The sequence below is a fragment of the Arhodomonas sp. SL1 genome (genome assembly GCF_052060015.1).
Classification (GTDB): domain Bacteria; phylum Pseudomonadota; class Gammaproteobacteria; order Nitrococcales; family Nitrococcaceae; genus Arhodomonas.
In genome coordinates, this window is sequence record NZ_JBPODZ010000006.1 from 51,734 (window position 1) to 66,172 (window position 14,439).

Below are 14,439 nucleotides of genomic sequence, written 5' to 3' on the forward strand. Positions count from 1 at the left end.
GCCGCCGCCCGGCCCCTGCTGGCGGCTGTGCCAAGGCGCGTCGCCTGCGAATGGTACGCATGTGTACAATATGCGACAGTTTCGTTAAACTGCGACGATTCATCGTCCGCCGAAACCGCGGACCGGGATTGGCAAGCGCCGGCGCGGATTAGGAATCCAGGGGCGGCGTCATCGGGGGAAACGTAAGCGAATGATCCGCCAGCGAACGCTTAAGAACAGCATCCGCGCGACCGGCGTTGGGCTGCATACCGGGGAAAAGGTCTATTTGACGCTCCGGCCGGGGGCCCCCGACACCGGCATCGTCTTTCGGCGCGTCGATTTCGCGGAGCCGGTGGAGATCCGGGCGCATCCGGAGAACGTCGGCGACACCCAGCTTTCCACCTGTCTGGTGCAGGACGGCGTGCGTGTTTCCACCGTGGAGCACCTGCTCTCGGCGATGGCGGGGCTCGGCATCGATAATGCGGTCGTGGAGCTGTCGGCGCCGGAAGTGCCCATTATGGACGGCAGCGCCGGTCCCTTCGTCTTTCTCATCCGCTCGGCGGGCGTGCAGGAGCAGAACGCGGCCAAGCGCTTTATCCGCATCAAGCGCTCGGTACGGGTCGAGGAGGACGACAAGTGGGTGGCCTTCGAGCCCTTCGACGGGTTTAAGGTGGGCTTTACGCTGGAGTTCGATCACCCGATCTTCCAGGACGGGCTGCAGCGGGCGGAATTTGACTTCTCCTCCACGTCCTTCGTCAAGGAGGTCAGCCGCGCCCGTACCTTCGGGTTCATGCGCGACATCGAATACCTCCAACAGAACAACCTCGCCCTTGGGGGCAGCCTGGACAATGCCATCGTGGTGGACGATTACCGGGTGCTCAACGAGGACGGGCTGCGCTACGGTGACGAGTTCGTCAAGCACAAGATCCTGGATGCCATCGGTGATCTCTATCTCCTCGGTCATAGCCTGATCGGCTCATTCACCGGCCATAAGTCGGGGCATGCGCTGAACAACCGGCTGCTGCGCCAGCTCCTGCAAGAGCAGGACGCCTGGGAGGCCGTCACCTTCGACGAGATCGAGACCGCGCCCATCACCTTCGACCAGCCCGTGCCGGTGGCCTGACCAAGAGCCCCCAATAGGCGGTCCGCGTACTCGCGCCGGCCCCGCAGGGGCGGGTGTGTCCGGCGCGGATATGTCATTATTGGGCGCATGATCGTCCGTCCGCTGCGCTTTTTGCTGTTCGTTTTCCTGCTGGGCCTCATCACGACCCCGGCCGCCGCCGAGGTCTGGCGTGTCGACATCCGTGGTCCCATCGGTCCGGTGCTCGGCGAGTATGTCGTCGAGGAGATCGATGCCGCCGGCGAGGCGGGTGCCGAGGCGGTGATCCTGCGGATGGACACCCCCGGCGGGCTGGATCAGTCCATGCGCGAGATCATCCGCGCGATCCTCAACGCGCCCACGCCCGTGGTGGCGTGGGTGGCGCCTTCGGGCGCGCGGGCCGCCAGCGCCGGGACCTACATCCTCTACGCGAGCCACGTTGCCGCCATGGCCTCCGCCACCAATCTGGGCGCGGCCACGCCGGTGCGTATCGGCGGTGGCGGGGGGCTGCCCGAAGGGATGGATCCCGGTGGCGAGGGCGACGGGGGGGCCGAGGAGGACGGGGCGCCGGAGGAGGCAGCCGGCGACGCCATGGAGCGCAAGATGGTCAACGACGCCGTGGCCTATATCCGCGGCCTTGCCGAGCTCCGTGGCCGCAACGCCGACTGGGCCGAGGAGGCCGTGCGTCGGGGTGTCAGCCTCGAGGCAGGCGCCGCCCTCGATGAGGGGGTCATCGAGCTGGTAGCCGACGACATGGAGGCCCTCCTGGAGGGTATCCACGGCCGGGAGGTGGAGCTGCCCGCCGGGGCTCGCAGCCTGGATACCGCGGGCGCGGCGGTGGTCGAGCGCGAGCCGGACTGGCGGACCCGTTTGCTCGCGGCGATCACTCATCCCAATGTGGCCTACATCCTGATGCTGGTGGGTATCTACGGGCTGATCTTCGAGCTTGCTAACCCGGGGGCCATCGTCCCGGGGGTCATTGGCGGCATCTCCCTGCTGCTCGCGCTGTACGCGCTCCAGGTGCTGCCGGTGAGTTACGCCGGCCTCGGTCTCATCGTGCTCGGCATCGCCTTGATGTTGGCCGAGGCGTTCGCGCCCTCATTCGGCATCCTGGGGTTGGGTGGCGCGGTGGCATTCATCGCCGGCTCCATCATGCTGTTCGACATGGACGCCCCCGGCTTCGAGCTGTCCATTCTACTCGTGGTGGGGGTGGGGCTCGGCAGCGCGGTACTGCTTTTCGGCGCCGGCAGCATGGCCGCCCGGGCGTTCCGCAGGCCGGTGGTCTCCGGGCAGCAGCAGCTCATCGGCAGCCGTGCCCGTGTCGTTTCCGGTTTTCCCGGAGAGGGTCGGGTGCGGGTGATGGGCGAGCTCTGGCGGGCCCACTGTGACGGCGCCCTGACGCCCGGCGAGGAGGTCGAGGTCGTTGCGGTGCAGGGCCTGCTGCTGGAGGTGACACCGGCCGGCCGTGACGATTCTTCGCAACACTAAAGGGAACCCATGCAGCAAACCCGCTATCCGGAGGAGGCGCTGGCGCGCTTTCACGAGTGGTTCGACCGTGCCCGGGCCCACGAGGCCGTCGGTGAACCCACCGCCATGACCCTGGCCACCGCCGACGCCGAAGGTCGGCCGTCGGCACGGACGGTACTGCTGAAGCAGGCCGATACCGACGGGTTCGTGTTCTACACCAATGGCCTCTCGCGCAAGGGACGGCAGCTTGCCGAGAATCCACGCGCGGCGCTGGTGTTCTTCTGGCAGCCGCTGTACGCCCAGGTGTTGGTGGAGGGTCGGGTGGAGACCCTCGCCGATGCCGAGGCGGATGCCTATTTCGCGTCGCGGCCGCGGCTCAGCCAGATCGGGGCCTGGGCGTCTGAGCAGTCCCGGCCGCTGGCCAGCCGGGCCGAGCTGGAGGCGCGTGTGGCCGAATACGAGGCGCGCTACCCCGACGGCGAGGTGCCGCGCCCGCCGCACTGGGGCGGTTATCGGGTGGTGCCCGAGCGCATCGAATTCTGGTCCGGTCGGGAGGGGCGGTTACACGACCGGGACTGCTACTGGTTGGAGGCGGGGGAGTGGCACCACTCCCTTCTCAATCCATGAGCCCTCGGCTCAGGCGCTGCCCTGGTAGTCGAGCCAGGGCAGCAGCCGCGGTGGCTCGCCGCCGGTGATCGGCCGCTGCGGGCGCTCCAGCTGAAAGCTCGCCCCCAACCGGTGCGCCGTCTGTTGCCAGTGCTCGCGGATCGTGTTGATCGCCTCGGGCGCCAGCGGGTAGTCGTGGCCAAGGTAGGCCAGCCCCCCGTTGTCGCGCTGCGCGAGGATGGTGTAGGCGAAGGGTCCGATACCGGGCAGTCGCTGTTCGGTCAGGGTGATCGCTGCCGCCGCCGGGGTTTCCCGCTCGCCGTCCACGTCCTGGTGCCGGATGCCGGCGTCGGGAAGCGCGGCGGCGCGGGCGACGCTGATGGCGATCTCGGGGTCCGCGGCGTAGACGCCCTCTTGCGGTAGCGTCGCGGTGAACACGAGCCCGTGGGCCCGGAGACCGGCGGTGTACTGGCGAAACCCTTGGATATACTCGCCGTATCCCTCGATATCGCCATCGCCGCGGCCGGCGAGCCACTCGTCCAGGGTCAGGAACGGGCTCCAGACCTCGCCGTGCAGCCCGAGCAATCGTTGTCCCGTCCCGGTCTCCACCACCACCGGCTCATCCGGGCGGTAGAGGGCCGCCTCCAGCAGCTGCCAGAGCGGGGCGAAGCGGGCATGCTCGAGCTGCACCTTGAGCAAGGCGCTGAGGTCGTGAAAGGTCGCGTAGGCCAGATTAACCGGTGCCAGGCCGAATTGCTGGCGTACCACTTGGTCCGTGGCCAGCGAAGCGCTGCCGCGCTCCAGTAGCCGCTCCTCCAGCAGGGCGCGGACGGGGTCGAGCGACGGGCCCGGCGCTACCAGGGCGAAGGGCAGCGCCAGCAGGGGGCCGGCGCCCGGCGCCCGTCGCGGCTCCAGCGCGCCTGCGGGGAAGCGCCCGCGGGCACTGCCGAGGCTCAGGCGTTGGGCAATGAAGGGCCCGCCCCGGAGGCTGCCGCGGTAGATGTCGAGCAATGCCTCGGTCATCGGCAACCCCGGCTGTAGTAATTCGGTGAGATCGTAGAGCGCTGCGCTGACGATCAATCCGGCGTCGGTGACCGCATCCCCGAGGATGCGATGGAGGTCGGCCGCCACCGCCTGGCCCAGTATTTCCGCAGCATCCCGCGACAGCGGCTCGGGCGGCTGCACGCCGTTGGCGACCTCCGTATGCGGGAGCTCGACGGTGAGCACGGCGGGGGTGGCGGATAAGGCGGCCTGCATTGGCGATCTCCGATATTTGCGAGCGATGTCCGAGCCGGGACGGGCAGTATGCCTGTATTGCCCGATGGAATTAAGGCTGGAGCTAGGGAACCCCGGGCCAGTGATGTTTCTGTCGCCTTGTGGAATTGCGGATGAATTGTCAAATTAGCGGGAATGCGATTTAATATGCGCCAACCAAAGGAGTGGGAATGCGCACGGATTCATCCATTACGTTTCAGACCTTGAGGAAACCCCAATGATCGATCTTTCCAAGTACAGTTCCCCGGAGCTGCAGGAGCTGAAAAAAGAAATCGACAAGGCCCTTGAGGCCCGCCGTCGTGAGGACGCGAAAAAGGCTCAGCAGGAGCTCAAGGAGGTCGCCGAGCGTTACGGCTTCAGCCTCAATGAGCTGCTTGCCAAGCAGGGGGCGGCCGCGCCGGCGAAACGGCGCATCAAGACACCGCCACAGTTTCAACATCCCGACGACCCGAAGAAAACTTGGTCGGGGCGTGGTCGCAAGCCGGCTTGGGTCAAGGAATGGGAGGCGGCCGGCCGTTCCCTCGAGGAGCTGCGCATCAACTGAAACTGAACGCGCAGCCCGGGGCCCTCAGGTACGGGCGACCAGGGCCTGGAGCCCGGCACTCAGGGCCACCGGCGCGGGGTGTGCCTCATCGAGGGGGCCGCAGCCCGCGGGCAGCCGGGCCCGCTCCTCGCGGGCCCGGCGCCGGGCGGCCTCCACCCCGGTATGCTCCGGCGCGTCCACGCGCTCGCCGTGCCGCATCACCGTCTCCAGCAGCGCCTCGCCCTCGCAGGCCTCGTCGGCCAGGCCGATCACATCCTCCTGGAAGAAGCCGTCCCCGTCACAACGGCGGTAGACCTGCTTGATCCCGGGCAGGTCGGTCTTGCCCTCCGAGTGCTTGGCCCGCGCCTGCCCGGCGAGATGGTGGAGCTTGTAGGCGGAGTCCAGGAACGGCTCATCCGCGGAGGTGTCCACCTTCGAGCCCACCCCGAACCCGTCCACCGGGGCCCCGGTGGTAACGATCTCGGCGATCCGGCCCTCGTCCAGGCCGCCGCTGACCAGGACCTTGGTCTCGTGGAGGCCGCCGTCGTCGAGGATGCGACGAACCTCCCGGGCGTTGGCGGCCAGGTCGCCGCTGTCGATGCGCACGCCCTGGACCGCGATGCCGGTCTCGCGCAGGCGTTCGGCCAGGGCCACCACCTTGCGGGCGCCCTCCGGGACGTCGAAGGTGTCGATGAGCAGGATCACGTTATCCGGGTGGCTGCGGGCGAAACGCTCGAAGGCCGTGGCCTCGTCGTCATGGGCGAGGATGAAGGAATGGGCCATGGTACCGGTCACGGGGATGCCGTACAGCGGACCCGCCAGGGTGGTGGCGGTGGCGGCGAACCCCGCGATGTAGCAGGCCCGGGCGGCCCACAGGCCCGCCTCGCCGCCGTGGGCACGGCGCAGGCCGAAATCCACCACCATGCGGCCGTCGGCGGCCTCGATGCAGCGGGCGGCCTTGGTGGCGATCAGGGTCTGGAAGTGGACGATGTTCATCAGCCGCGATTCCACCAGCTGCGCCTCCGGGAGGGGGGCGATGACCTGCAGCACCGGCTCCTCCGGGTAGCAGATGCTGCCCTCCGGCATCGCCCGCACCTCACCGGTAAAGCGGAAGCCCGCGAGCCGTTCCACGAAGGCGCGGCTGAACAGTCCGCTATCCTCCAGCCAGGCGAGCTCCTCGTCGGTGAACCGCAGCCCCTCGAGCCACTGCAGTGCCTGATCCAGGCCAGCGGTCACGAAATAGGGCCGATGCTGGGAGCGGCGCAGGAAGAACTCGAATACCGCCTGCTGCTCCATGCCGTGCTCGTAGTAGGTCTGGAGCATGGTCAGCTCGTAGAGATCGGTGAGCAGTGGCGTACGCTCCAGTTCCATTGCTTCCTCCAGAAGGCGAAAAGCGTGATCGCTTTTAGGTGCGCAGGCCGACACCGCGCTCGAGCAGATATAGACTAAACCCGCCGAGCAGCGCGATGAACAGTGCGATGATGGCGTAGGCGATCCCAATCGGGATATCGGAGGTACCGAGGATCCCGTAACGGAACGCGTTGACCATGTACAGGATGGGGTTGATCAGGGAGACCCCTTGCCAGAAATCGGGCAGCAACGAGATAGAGTAGAAGACCCCCCCGAGATAGGTCAGCGGGGTCAGCACGAAGGTGGGGACGATGGAGATATCATCGAACTTTCGGGCAAATACGGCGTTGATGAATCCCCCCAGCGAGAACAACACCGCCGTTAGGAACACCACGGATGCGGTGATCCAGAGATTCTGGATGGAGAGATCGGCGAAACCGGTGGCAATGATGGTGACGATCAGCCCGGTGAGCAGCCCCCGGCCCACACCGCCGGCGACATAGCCGAGCAGGATGGTGTAATTGGGCGTGGGCGATACCAGGATCTCCTCGATGTGTTTCTGGAACTTGGCGCCGAAGAACGAGGAGACCACGTTATTGTACGAGTTCGTGATCACCGCCATCATGATGATCCCCGGGGCGATGAATTCCATGAACGAGTGCCCTTCCATGGGGCCGACCCGGGAGCCGATGAGATTGCCGAAGATCACGAAGTACAGCGACATGGTGATCGCCGGCGGCACCAGCGTCTGCACCCAGATCCGGAGATAGCGGTTGGTCTCCTTGCGGGTGATGGTCGCGAGGGCGATCAGGGTCTGTCGGGGGTAGGCCGGTTGCAAGCGGATCTCCTTAGCGGGCGGCGTGGGGTACGGATTCGCCCGCGGTGGCCCCGCCGGCGGCGGGCTCGTCGCGCTTCTCCAGCATGCGCACGAACAGCTCTTCGAGGCGGTTGGCCTTGTTCTTGAGGCTCACCACGCCGATGCCGGCGGCGTCCAGGGCGCGGAATAGGGCGTTCAGGCCCTGATCACTGTGCACCTCCACCTCCAGGCTGCCGTCGTCGAGTGGCAGCACGTGGTAGTCGGGGATGGACGGCACCGCGCTGATGGGCTGGTCGATGTCGAGGATGTAGCTCTGGGTCGAGAGCGTTCGCAGCAGGGCGCGGACATTGGTGTGCTCGATGATCCGCCCATCATCGATGATGGCGATGTTGCGGCACAGCGACTCCGCCTCTTCGAGGTAGTGGGTGGTGAGCACGATGGTCGTGCCCTCCTCGTTGATCTTGCGCAGGAACTCCCACATCGAGCGGCGCAGCTCGATGTCCACGCCGGCGGTGGGCTCGTCGAGGACCAGCACCCGGGGCTCGTGGATGAGCGCGCGGGCGATCATCAGCCGGCGCTTCATGCCGCCGGAGAGGGTGCGCGAGACGGTGTTGCGCTTGCCCCACAGGCCGAGCTCGCGGAGGTAGCGGCCGGCGCGTTCCCGCGCCACCCGGCGGCTGATCCCGTAATAGCCCGCCTGGTTGAGCACGATCTGGCTCACCGTTTCGAAGTGATTGAAGTTGAACTCCTGCGGTACCAGGCCGATGTTGGTCTTCGCCGCCCAGGGCTCGCGGTCGATGGCGTGGCCGAAGACCTCCACGTCACCGTCGCTCTTGCGCACCAGCGAGCTGATGATGCCGATGATAGTGGACTTGCCGGCGCCATTGGGGCCGAGCAGGCCGAAGAAGTCGCCCTCGGCGACGTCCAGATTGACGTCCCGCAGCGCGACCACGCCGCCGGCGTAGGTCTTGTTGAGATTGCGCAGTGACAGCGCGTTCATGGGGTTCCGATCCGGGATTGCATGCGAGGTGTCCGGCCGCGATACCGACGCGGGATGATACGGCATGGGCCTGTCACAAGGCTACTCGTGACGGCCGTGAGGATGGACACGACAGGGCGCTCGCAGTAGAATTTGCGCCGTTAAACAACGCTTCGGCGATCCGGACGAACGCGCAGCAACGGGAGGCGATCTTGATGGATCCCTCCCGTTTTTGCGAGCAGTGGAGGACTTCCTTGGACACACCCGCCATCCTGGCCCTGGCAGACGGCTCGGTCTTCGAAGGCGAGGCCATCGGCGCCCACGGTGAGACCGTGGGCGAGGTGTGCTTCAACACGGCGATGACCGGTTACCAGGAGATTTGCACGGATCCCTCCTATAGCCGCCAGCTGGTCACCCTCACCTATCCCCACATCGGCAATACGGGGACCACCCCCCTGGACGAGGAGGCGGCCGGTGCCCAGCTCGCCGGGCTGATCATCCGCGACCTGCCCCCCCGGGTAAGCAACTGGCGGGCCCGGGAGACCCTGCCTGAGTACCTCCAGCGCGAGGGTGTGGTGGCCATCGCCGGCATCGATACCCGGCGATTGACCCGCTTGCTGCGTGAGCGGGGGGCGCAGAGTGGATGCATCATGGCGGGGACCGTGGACCGGGAGGCGGCCCTGGCCAGGGCCCGGGGCTTCCCCGGACTGAAAGGGATGGACTTGGCCCAGGCGGTGTCCACCAGGGAGGCCTACCAGTGGCGTCTCGGGAGCTGGTCGTTGGAGGACCAGGAGCAGGAGACGGCGCCCCGGGCGGAGACCGAGCTGCCGTGGCACGTGGTCGCCTATGATTTCGGCATCAAGCGCAACATCCTGCGCCGGCTGGTGGACGCGGCCTGCCGGGTGACCGTGGTCCCGGCGACCACCCCTGCCGACGAGGTCCTGGCCATGGAGCCCGATGGCGTATTCCTGTCCAATGGCCCCGGCGACCCGGAGCCCTGTGACTACGCCATCGCCGCGACCCGGGCGTTGCTCGAGGCGGGGGTGCCGCTGTTCGGGATCTGCCTCGGCCACCAGCTGCTTGGCCTGGCCGTGGGCGCGGCTTCGGTGAAGATGAAGTTCGGTCATCACGGTGCCAACCACCCGGTGGTGGACGTGGGCAACGGTCGGGTGATGATCTCCAGCCAGAACCACGGCTTCGCCATCGACGAGGCGACCCTCCCGGCCAATGCGCAGGTCAGTCACCGCTCGCTGTTCGACCATACCCTGCAGGGGATAGCGCTCACCGACCGGCCGGCGTTCGGCTTTCAGGGCCACCCCGAGGCCAGCCCCGGCCCCCATGACGTGGGTCCCCTGTTCGATCATTTCGTGGACCTCATCCGCGCCCACCGCGGCCCGGCCGCCTGAACGCCACCCAGGCACAACAGAGAGCGACGATGCCCAAGCGCAGCGATCTACACAGCATTCTTATCCTCGGGGCCGGCCCCATCGTCATCGGCCAGGCCTGCGAGTTCGACTACTCTGGCGCCCAGGCCTGCAAGGCCCTGCGCGAGGAGGGCTTCCGGGTCATCCTGGTGAACTCCAACCCGGCGACCATCATGACCGACCCGGAGATGGCCGACCGGGTCTACATCGAGCCGGTGAACTGGCGCACCGTCGAGCGCATCATTGAGCAGGAACGCCCCGACGCCATCCTCCCGACCATGGGCGGTCAGACCGCCCTCAACTGTGCCCTCGACCTGGACCGCCACGGGGTGCTCGCGCGCCACGGCGTGGAGATGATCGGCGCTACCAAGTCCGCCATCGACAAGGCCGAGGACCGGGAGGCCTTCCGTACCGCCATGGCCGCAATCGGCCTGGATACCCCCACTGCCCGCATCGCCCACAGCATGGAGCAGGCACTCGAGGTCCAGGCGGAGATCGGCTTCCCCACGATCATCCGGCCCTCCTTCACGCTGGGCGGCTCCGGCGGTGGCATCGCCTACAACCGCGAGGAGTTCGTCGAGATCTGCGAGCGCGGCCTCGACCTCTCGCCCACCAACGAGCTGCTCATCGAGGAGTCCGTGCTCGGCTGGAAGGAGTTCGAGATGGAGGTGGTCCGCGACAAGGCGGACAACTGCATCATCGTCTGCGCCATCGAGAACGTCGACCCCATGGGCGTGCACACCGGCGACTCCATCACCGTGGCCCCGGCGCAGACGCTCACCGACAAGGAATACCAGATCATGCGCGACGCCTCGCTCGCCGTGCTGCGCGAGATCGGCGTGGAGACCGGGGGCTCGAACGTGCAGTTCGCCATCAACCCGGAGGACGGGCGCATGGTAGTCATCGAGATGAACCCGCGGGTATCGCGGTCCTCGGCGCTGGCCTCCAAGGCTACCGGTTTCCCCATCGCGAAGGTCGCGGCGAAGCTCGCGGTGGGCTACACCCTCGACGAGCTGCGCAATGAGATCACCGGCGGGCGCACGCCGGCTTCCTTCGAACCGAGTATCGACTACGTGGTGACCAAGATCCCTCGGTTCACCTTCGAGAAGTTCATGAAGACCAAGCCGGTGCTCACCACCCAGATGAAGTCGGTGGGCGAGGTGATGGCCATCGGCCGGACCTTCCAGGAGTCGCTGCAGAAGGCGCTCCGAGGCCTGGAGAACGGCCTCGAGGGGCTGGATCCACGGGTCGAGCCCCATCGCGAGGATGTCACCGAGGCGATCGCCCGGGAGCTGCGCCTGCCGGGGCCCGAGCGCCTGCTGTGGGTTGGTGACGCCTTTCGTGCCGGCCTGGACCTGGAGACGGTGTACGGACACACCTGGATCGACCGCTGGTTCCTCGCGCAGATCGCCGAGCTCATGGAGTGGGAGGGCCACATCGCCGAGCAGGGGGCGGGTGCCTTGGACGCGCGCCGGTTGTACGCCCTCAAGCGCCGGGGCTTCTCCGATGCCCGGATCGCCCGGCTGGTGGGCTGGAATGAGCACGAGGTGCGCGCCCATCGCCGCCAGCTCGGTATCCGCCCGGTCTACAAGCGGGTCGACTCCTGCGCCGCGGAGTTTGCCACCGCCACCGCCTATATGTACTCCACCTACGAGGAGGAGGACGAGGCCGAGCCCTCCGGGCGCAGAAAGATCATGGTCCTCGGTGGCGGGCCGAACCGCATCGGCCAGGGCATCGAGTTCGACTACTGCTGCGTCCATGCCGCGCTCGCCATGCGCGAGGACGGCTACGAAACCATCATGGTCAACTGCAATCCAGAAACGGTGTCCACCGACTATGACACCTCGGACCGGCTGTACTTCGAGCCGTTGACCCTGGAGGACGTGCTCGAGATCGTCGAGACCGAGCGCCCGGAGGGCATCATCATCCAGTACGGGGGGCAGACGCCGCTGAAGCTCGCCCGGGACCTCGAGCGCTTTGGTGCGCCCATCATCGGCACCAGCCCGGACTCCATCGACCTCGCCGAGGACCGGGAGCGCTTCCAGGGCATGATCGGCGAGCTGGGGCTGCAGCAACCGCCCAACCGTACCGCGCGCAGTGCCGAGGAGGCGACGCGTCTGGCCGCCGAGATCGGCTACCCGCTGGTGGTCCGGCCCTCCTACGTCCTCGGGGGTCGTGCCATGGAGATCGTCTACGACGAGGCCGAGCTCATGCAGTACATGAATGAGGCGGTGAAGGTCTCCAACGAGTCACCGGTGCTGCTCGATCGCTTCCTCGACGATGCGGTGGAGGTGGACGTGGATGCGGTCAGTGACGGCGAGGAGGTGCTCATCGGCGGCATCATGGAGCACATCGAGCAGGCCGGCGTGCATTCCGGCGACTCCGCCTGCTCGCTGCCGCCCTATACCCTGGCGCCCGAGACCATGGACCGGCTGCGCGAGCAGGTCCGCGCGATGGCCCGCAAGCTCGGCGTCGTGGGGCTGATGAACACGCAGTTCGCCATCAAGGGCCCGGAGGTCTTCATCCTCGAGGTCAACCCGCGCGCCGCGCGTACCGTACCCTTCGTTTCCAAGGCCACCGGTGTGGCGCTGGCGAAGATCGCGGCGCGCTGCATGGCCGGCCAGCGGCTGGCGGAGCAGGGGTATACCCGGGAGGCGGTGCCTGCGTACTATAGTGTCAAGGAATCGGTCTTCCCGTTCATCAAGTTCCCCGGCGTCGATCCCATCCTTGGTCCGGAGATGAAGTCCACCGGCGAGGTGATGGGGGTGGGCCGGGATTTCGGCGAGGCCTATGCCAAGTCGCAGGTGGGCGCCGGCGTCATCCTGCCGCGGGACGGGGGCAAGGCCTTCGTCAGCGTCCGCGACGCGGACAAGGCCGGGGTGGTCGCTGCGGCGCGGGATCTGCGGCGCAAGGGCTTCTCGCTGGTGGCGACGCGGGGTACCGCTGCCACCCTCGAGGCCGCCGGGATCGACTGCGAGGTGATCAACAAGGTCACCGAGGGCAGGCCGCACATCGTCGACGCGATCAAGAACGATGAGATCGCGCTGATCATCAACACCACCGAAGGGCGGCAGGCCATCGCCGACTCGTTCTCCATTCGACGCGAGGCCCTGCACCACAAGGTCTGCTACACGACCACGCTCGCGGGCGCGCGGGCTACCGTGCAGGCGTTGGAGTACCTCGAGCACAGCGATGTGAACGCCCTTCAGGACCTCTACAAGGAGGCGACGGCATGAGCAAGACGCCGCTGACGGTACAGGGCGCCGAGAAGCTCAAGGCGGAGCTCGACCGCCTCAAGCACCAGGACCGGCCACGGGTGATTCAGGCGATCGCCGAGGCCCGGGAGCACGGCGATCTCAAGGAGAACGCGGAGTATCATGCCGCCCGCGAGCAGCAGGGCTTCATCGAGGGGCGGATCGCCGAGATCGAGGGCAAGCTCGCCAATGCCCAGGTCATCGACGTCAAGAGCCTGCCCGCCAACGGCAAGGTGGTCTTCGGGGTGACGGTAGTGCTCGCCGACGAGGACTCCGGCGAGGAGAAGAGCTACCAGATCGTTGGCGAGGACGAGGCCGATATCAAGGAGGGACGGATCTCCATTCAGTCGCCTATCGCCCGTGCCCTTATTGGCAAGGAGGAGGGCGATATCGCCGAGGTACAGGCCCCCGGTGGCACCCGCAGCTACGAGATCGTCGAGGTCCGCTACGAGTGAGTGGCTGGCTAGGGCAGCGCGATGGGCTCGCGCTTGTCCGAATTGCGGCGATAGAGCAGGGCGATGTGGCCGACGCGCTGCACCAGCGTGGCCCCGGTGGCCTTGATGATACGATCGATAAAGGCCTGTCGCTGCGCTCGGTCTTCGGCGACGAGCTTGACCTTGACCAGCTCATGATCACGCAATGCCCGCTCGAGCTCGGCGATCACCGCGTCGGTGAGCCCGGCATTACCGGTGCGCACCAGCGGGTGGAGGTCGTGGCCGAGGCGGCGCAGGTGGCGGCGCTGGGCTTCGGTGAGCGGCTGCATCGGGGAAACCCTCATGTCCTCTAGGCGAAGCGGCGGAATGGTATCACGGGGCGGAGAGCAACGCCCGGAGGCGTTCGTCGGGCTGCGGGCCGAGCTGGCGGTGGTACTGGTGTTCGGTGCCATCGCCGCGCTGCTGATCGTGGGCCTGGACCTGCGGCGCTGGGTGGAGTTGGTCCTGTTGGCGGGCATCGGCTTCGCCGCCGGGGGCTGGATGGCGGTGCGTACCCGCGCCGCGGAGCGGCGGGCGCTGGATGGGCGCGAGTCGCGGGAGGGGGGCGGTGGCCCGGAGCAAGAGTAGCCGGCGCTGGCTGCGCGAGCACTTCGATGACGCCCATGTCCGGCGCGCGCAAAAGGAAGGCTGGCGTTCCCGCGCGGTGTTCAAGCTCGAGGAGATCGACGCCCGCGACCGCCTGCTGCGCCCCGGCCGGGTGGTGGTGGACCTGGGGGCGGCGCCGGGCGGGTGGTCGCAGTACTGCAGCCGGCGGCTCGGCGAGGCGGGCCGCATCGTGGCCTTGGATTGCCTGCCCATGGATCCGCTGCCCGACGTGCGCTTCATCCAGGCGGATTTCACCGAGGACGCCGCCCTGGCCGCCCTGGAAGAGGCCCTCGCCGGCGCGGGCGTGGACCTTGTCCTCTCCGATATGGCCCCCAATATCTCCGGGCAGGCAGCGGTGGACCAGCCACGCGCGATGTATCTCGCCGAGCTGGCCCTCGACTTCGCCGCCGCGCACCTGGAACCCGGGGGCGATCTGCTGGTCAAGACCTTTCAAGGAGAAGGTTTCGACGAGTATCTCCGGAACCTGCGCGGGCAATTCAAACGGGTGGTCTCGCGCAAGCCGGACGCCTCCCGCGGGCGAAGCCGCGAGGTGTATTTGTTGGCGCGGGATTTCCACCCGTAGTACC

The 14,439-nt window shown here is 67.3% G+C and carries 14 protein-coding genes; 9 read left to right on the forward strand and 5 right to left on the reverse strand.

Annotated features, from left to right (window positions below; genetic code table 11):
- The first annotated feature begins 190 nt into the window (after positions 1-190).
- The 3 genes from lpxC (at position 191) to pdxH (ending at position 3,172) form a co-directional block, all read left to right on the forward strand.
- Positions 191-1,102: a UDP-3-O-acyl-N-acetylglucosamine deacetylase gene (lpxC, locus tag ACQ754_RS10095; protein WP_440996902.1), complete on the forward strand. Its 912-nt coding sequence runs from the start codon at positions 191-193 to the stop codon at positions 1,100-1,102.
- A gap of 87 nt (positions 1,103-1,189) precedes the next feature.
- A complete protein-coding gene (locus ACQ754_RS10100) occupies positions 1,190-2,566 on the forward strand; it encodes an NfeD family protein (protein WP_440996903.1) in 1,377 nt (458 codons plus the stop codon).
- A gap of 9 nt (positions 2,567-2,575) precedes the next feature.
- On the forward strand, positions 2,576-3,172 hold the full coding sequence (gene pdxH, locus ACQ754_RS10105; protein ID WP_440996904.1) for a pyridoxamine 5'-phosphate oxidase: 597 nt from the start codon (positions 2,576-2,578) through the stop codon (positions 3,170-3,172).
- 9 nt (positions 3,173-3,181) lie between these two features.
- Here pdxH and ACQ754_RS10110 read toward each other — a convergent pair whose 3' ends face one another.
- Positions 3,182-4,408: a hypothetical protein gene (locus ACQ754_RS10110; protein ID WP_440996905.1), complete on the reverse strand. Its 1,227-nt coding sequence runs from the start codon at positions 4,406-4,408 to the stop codon at positions 3,182-3,184.
- 235 nt (positions 4,409-4,643) lie between these two features.
- Between ACQ754_RS10110 and ACQ754_RS10115 the strand changes: the two genes are divergently transcribed.
- Positions 4,644-4,970, forward strand: coding sequence for an H-NS histone family protein (locus ACQ754_RS10115; protein ID WP_440996906.1), 327 nt, complete (start codon positions 4,644-4,646; stop codon positions 4,968-4,970).
- A 24-nt stretch (positions 4,971-4,994) separates the two neighbouring features.
- Here the strand turns inward: ACQ754_RS10115 and ACQ754_RS10120 are convergent, their stop codons facing one another.
- Genes ACQ754_RS10120 through ACQ754_RS10130 form a run of 3 tightly spaced genes read right to left on the reverse strand, consistent with a single transcriptional unit; the run spans position 4,995 to position 8,116 of the window.
- Positions 4,995-6,320 (reverse strand): nicotinate phosphoribosyltransferase, encoded by a 1,326-nt coding sequence (locus ACQ754_RS10120; RefSeq protein ID WP_440996907.1) that lies wholly within the window; start codon positions 6,318-6,320, stop codon positions 4,995-4,997.
- A 34-nt stretch (positions 6,321-6,354) separates the two neighbouring features.
- Positions 6,355-7,137: an ABC transporter permease gene (locus ACQ754_RS10125; protein ID WP_440996908.1), complete on the reverse strand. Its 783-nt coding sequence runs from the start codon at positions 7,135-7,137 to the stop codon at positions 6,355-6,357.
- Positions 7,138-7,147: 10 nt separating this feature from the next.
- Complete coding sequence (locus tag ACQ754_RS10130; RefSeq protein WP_440996909.1) at positions 7,148-8,116, reverse strand: ABC transporter ATP-binding protein; 969 nt, start codon at positions 8,114-8,116, stop codon at positions 7,148-7,150.
- 194 nt (positions 8,117-8,310) lie between these two features.
- Between ACQ754_RS10130 and carA the strand changes: the two genes are divergently transcribed.
- Genes carA through greA form a run of 3 tightly spaced genes read left to right on the forward strand, consistent with a single transcriptional unit; the run spans position 8,311 to position 13,228 of the window.
- Complete coding sequence (gene carA, locus ACQ754_RS10135) at positions 8,311-9,501, forward strand: glutamine-hydrolyzing carbamoyl-phosphate synthase small subunit (RefSeq protein WP_440996910.1); 1,191 nt, start codon at positions 8,311-8,313, stop codon at positions 9,499-9,501.
- Between the two features lie 29 nt (positions 9,502-9,530).
- Positions 9,531-12,755: a carbamoyl-phosphate synthase large subunit gene (gene carB / locus ACQ754_RS10140; RefSeq protein WP_440996911.1), complete on the forward strand. Its 3,225-nt coding sequence runs from the start codon at positions 9,531-9,533 to the stop codon at positions 12,753-12,755.
- Entirely contained in the window at positions 12,752-13,228 is a 477-nt protein-coding gene (gene greA / locus ACQ754_RS10145; RefSeq protein WP_440996912.1) for a transcription elongation factor GreA, read from the forward strand. Before carB ends, greA begins: the two co-directional genes overlap by 4 nt.
- An 8-nt stretch (positions 13,229-13,236) precedes the next feature.
- Here greA and yhbY read toward each other — a convergent pair whose 3' ends face one another.
- Complete coding sequence (gene yhbY / locus ACQ754_RS10150) at positions 13,237-13,536, reverse strand: ribosome assembly RNA-binding protein YhbY (protein WP_440996913.1); 300 nt, start codon at positions 13,534-13,536, stop codon at positions 13,237-13,239.
- A gap of 13 nt (positions 13,537-13,549) precedes the next feature.
- On the opposite strand from yhbY, the gene ACQ754_RS10155 reads away from it, so the two are divergent.
- Together ACQ754_RS10155 and rlmE are read left to right on the forward strand one after the other, a co-directional pair.
- Complete coding sequence (locus ACQ754_RS10155; protein WP_440996914.1) at positions 13,550-13,834, forward strand: hypothetical protein; 285 nt, start codon at positions 13,550-13,552, stop codon at positions 13,832-13,834.
- On the forward strand, positions 13,815-14,435 hold the full coding sequence (gene rlmE / locus ACQ754_RS10160; RefSeq protein ID WP_440996915.1) for a 23S rRNA (uridine(2552)-2'-O)-methyltransferase RlmE: 621 nt from the start codon (positions 13,815-13,817) through the stop codon (positions 14,433-14,435). Before ACQ754_RS10155 ends, rlmE begins: the two co-directional genes overlap by 20 nt.
- The last annotated feature ends 4 nt before the right edge of the window (positions 14,436-14,439 follow it).